Origin of the sequence: Streptomyces katrae (assembly GCF_000966975.1) — a bacterium.
Taxonomy (GTDB): Bacteria; Actinomycetota; Actinomycetes; order Streptomycetales; family Streptomycetaceae; genus Streptomyces; species Streptomyces katrae.
In genome coordinates this window covers 1-3,733 of sequence record NZ_JZWV01000933.1, presented here as the reverse complement: position 1 = coordinate 3,733, position 3,733 = coordinate 1, and the positions used below count along the sequence as shown (strand labels likewise).

Genomic DNA, 3,733 nt, shown 5'->3' with positions numbered 1-3,733 from the left:
GCGTACGCCACCGCCGGCCTGTCCGCCGAGGACCGCGCCGCCGTACGGGCCCCGGGCGACGCGTACGCCGCCGGGTCGACGGCCCGTACCGCCGGACCCGCCACACCCCGCCCCGGGAGCGCGCTCCCCGGCGCGGCGGCGCGTGAGACCGGCGCGGGCCGTCTCGCGGCGGGCGACCGCGCCCCTGCCCCCGGCTCCGCCGGCCCGGCCGCCTACCCTGCCCAGGTCCCGGCACCACCGCACGGCGAGGCCGAAGCCGCCCGTTCCGCCCCGGGCTTCGGGTCCGGGGTGCCGGCGCCCGGCTGGGAGGGCATCCCCGTGACCCCGGGTTCCGCGATCACCCCCGACACCGCGCCCTCCGGTGACGCCCCCTGGGGCGCCGCCCCGTACGGCGGCGCGGACGACGCCCACCACGGGCGGCCCCGCGGGGCCGCGCCCGAGGAGCCCTACGGCGCCACTCCGCAGGGGACCCCGCCCGGCTCTCCCTACGACACCCCCCGGGGCGACCGGAGCGAGGGCTCCTACGCCGCCTCTCAAGAGGGCACGCACGAGGCCGCGTTCGGCACCCCCCGGAGGGACGGGCACGAGGCCGCGTACGGCAGCCCCCGGGGCGACCGGCCCGAGGACTCCTACGGCGCTCCCCAAGAAGACGCGTACGAAGGCCCGTTCGGCACCGCTCAAGGCGACCGGCACGAGGGCCCGTACGGCACCCGCCAAGGGGACGGGCACCAGGCCGCGTACGGCCCCCCTCCGGGCGACCGGCCCGAGGACTCCTACGGCACACCCCAAGAGAGCCCGTACGAAGGCCCGTTCGGCACCGCTCAGGGCGACCGGCACGAGGGCTCGTACGGCGGGGTCGCCGAACCGGACCCGCACGAGGGGCCGTATGGCGCCCCGCAAGCGGACGGGTACGCCGGCGCCGCGCAGGCGGATCCGCACGAGGGCCCCTACACCGGCACCCCGCAGGGAAGCGGTGGCGGCCGGACGTGTGTCGCCTGCCGGACCGGGTACGTGGACACCGACGGCTACTGCGAGCACTGCGGCCACGCGCAGCCGCGCGAGCGGGACCACCTGGAGGAGGAGCTGTGCAGCGTCGCCGCCGTCAGTGACCGGGGGCTGCGCCACCACCGCAACGAGGACTCCTTCGCGGTGGCCGCCACGGCCATGCCCGACGGCTCCGCCGCGACCGTCGCCATCGTCTGCGACGGGGTCTCCTCCGCCAGCCGCCCCGACGACGCGTCGGCGGCCGCCGCCGGCGCCGCCAGCGAGGCCCTGCTCGACGCGCTGCCCCGGGGCGCGCACCCGGTGGAGGCCATGCACGAGGCGATCCTCGCGGCGGGCGCCGCCGTGAGCGCCCTCGCACCGCAGCCCCCCGGCGCGCAGAACGCCCCGGCCTGCACCCTGGTCGGCGCCGTCGTCAGCAGCGGTGTGCTGACCATCGGCTGGGTCGGGGACAGCCGCGCCTACTGGGTTCCCGACGACCGTGCCGCCGTGCCCCGCCGCCTCACCGAGGACGACTCGTGGGCCGCCCAGATGGTCGCGGCGGGCCTGATGGGCGAGGCCGAGGCCTACGCCGACGTCCGCGCGCACGCCATCACCGGCTGGCTCGGGGCCGACGCGTACGACCTCGACCCGCACACCGCGAGCTTCAGACCCGACCACCCCGGTGTGGTCGTCGTCTGCACCGACGGCCTGTGGAACTACGCCGAGTCCGCGGCCGACATGGCCCAGATCCTCCCGGCGGACGCGGCCGAACGCCCCCTGCACTGCGCCCAGGTGCTCGTCGGTCACGCCCTCGACGGCGGTGGGCACGACAACATCACCGTCGCCGTGGTGCCGTTCACCGCCGTACCTCCGGAACCCGGAGCGGAAGCCGGGACGGCGGGCGTGGCGGAGGCCGAAGCGGAAGCGGAAGCCGTGGCTCACACCGAGCCGCCGCGCCCCCTGGACTGAACCCGGTCCACCCGCCCAGGTCCGCCCCGCCCCGGCCCGTCCGCTCCGACCCGACAGCCCCCGAGGAGTCATCCCGATGGCGAACTTCGCCAAGCCGCGCGCCCCGCGCTTCAGCATGGAGGTGTACCAGAACGAGTTCCTCCCCGAGGGCGGGCGGGACGTGCACGCCATCGTGACGGTCACCTCCACCGGCGGGGCCACCGCCACCACCGCTCGCGCCCTCGGGCAGGACGCGGCCGTAGTGATCATGGTCGACTGCTCCGGCTCGATGGAGTACCCGCCGGAGAAGATGCGCGGCGCCCGCGAGGCCACCGCCGCCGCGATCGACACCCTGCGCGACGGCACGGCCTTCGCCGTGATCGCCGGCACCCACGAGGCCCGCGAGGTCTACCCCGGCCAGGGCCTCCTCGCCACCGCCGACCCGGCCACCCGCGCACAGGCCAAGGAGGCCCTGCGCGGCCTCAGCGCGGGCGGCGGCACCGCCATCGGCACCTGGCTGCGGCTGGCGGACGGGCTGCTGCGCCGCTCCACGGCCGCCATCCGGCACGGCATCCTGCTCACCGACGGGCGCAACGAGCACGAGGACCCGGCCGTGCTGCGCGCCACCCTGGAGGCCTGCGCGGGCCGCTTCACCTGCGACGCGCGCGGTGTGGGCACCGACTGGGAGGTCAAGGAGGTGACGGGGATCGCGAGCGCCCTGCTGGGCTCCGCCGACATCGTCGCCGATCCGGCCCACCTCGCCGAGGACTTCACGCTCATGATGGAGAAGGTCATGGGCAAGGAGGTCGCGGACGTGGTGCTACGCGTGTGGACCCCCGTCGGGGCGGAGATCCAGTACGTCAAGCAGGTCTCGCCGTCCGTCCAGGACCTCACGGGCCGCCGTACCGAGGCGGGGCCGCGCGCCGGGGACTATCCGACGGGCTCCTGGGGCGACGAGTCCCGTGACTACCACGTGTGCGTGCGGGTGCCGGACGCCGCCGTCGGCCAGGAGATGCTGGCCGCCCGCGCCTCGCTGGTCCTGCCGGGGCCGGCCGGCGAGCCGGGGTCCCCGGTCGCCCAGGGGCTGGTCCGGGCGGTGTGGACGAACGACCTCGCCGCGTCGACCGCGATCAGTCCTCAAGTGGCGCACTACACCGGGCAGGCCGAGCTCGCGCAGGCTATCCAGCAGGGCCTGCATGCCCGCAAAATGGGCGATGTCGACGGCGCCACGGCCAAACTGGGCCGTGCCGTGCAGTTGGCGAGCGCCTCCGGGAACGCCGACACCGCCAGACTGCTCTCCAAGGTGGTGGATGTCGTCGACGCGGCGGCGGGTACTGTGCGCCTGAAAGCCAAGGTCGCCGATGCCGACGAGATGACCCTTGAAACGCGTTCGACACAGACCGTCCGAGTGAAGAAGACCTGAGTAGACCCCCGCGGCGGCGCCGCGGGGAGAAGGGGGAAGCGCCGCGATGCCGACCTGCCCGAACGGGCACCAGTCCGCCGCCGACGACTGGTGCGAGGTCTGCGGCCACCGTATGGCCGCCCCGGTGAGCCCCCCGGCCTACCCTCCCACCACCGGTGAGCCGACGGCCCAGGCGGAGCTGTGCCCGCGGTGCCGGACCCCGCGCGAGGCCATGGCCCCGTTCTGCGAGGAGTGCCGCTACAACTTCCTGACGCGGACGGCGACCCCGCACACCCCTCCGCCGGCCCCGCCCGTCCCGGACGCGGGCCCGTACCCCAGCTCCGGTTGGCAGCCACCGGCGGACGGCGCCCCGCCCTCCCCGCCGCCGCCCCCCCCCCC

Annotated in this window: 2 protein-coding genes and 1 pseudogene; all 3 read left to right on the top strand. The window is 76.3% G+C overall.

The annotated features are described in order from the left end of the window. A partial coding sequence (locus VR44_RS47705) for a protein phosphatase 2C domain-containing protein (protein ID WP_425424543.1) occupies positions 1-1,953 on the top strand: 1,953 nt, incomplete at its 5' end. A gap of 76 nt (positions 1,954-2,029) precedes the next feature. Continuing rightward, a complete protein-coding gene (locus tag VR44_RS29920) occupies positions 2,030-3,355 on the top strand; it encodes a vWA domain-containing protein (protein WP_045950749.1) in 1,326 nt (441 codons plus the stop codon). A gap of 46 nt (positions 3,356-3,401) precedes the next feature. Beyond that, positions 3,402-3,733: pseudogene (locus VR44_RS29915) on the top strand (FHA domain-containing protein); the annotation flags it as partial.

Coding starts and splice junctions, on each gene's coding strand:
- VR44_RS29920 (WP_045950749.1), top strand. CDS start 2,030: ATGGCGAACTTCGCCAAGCCGCGCGCCCCGCGCTTCAGCATGGAGGTG.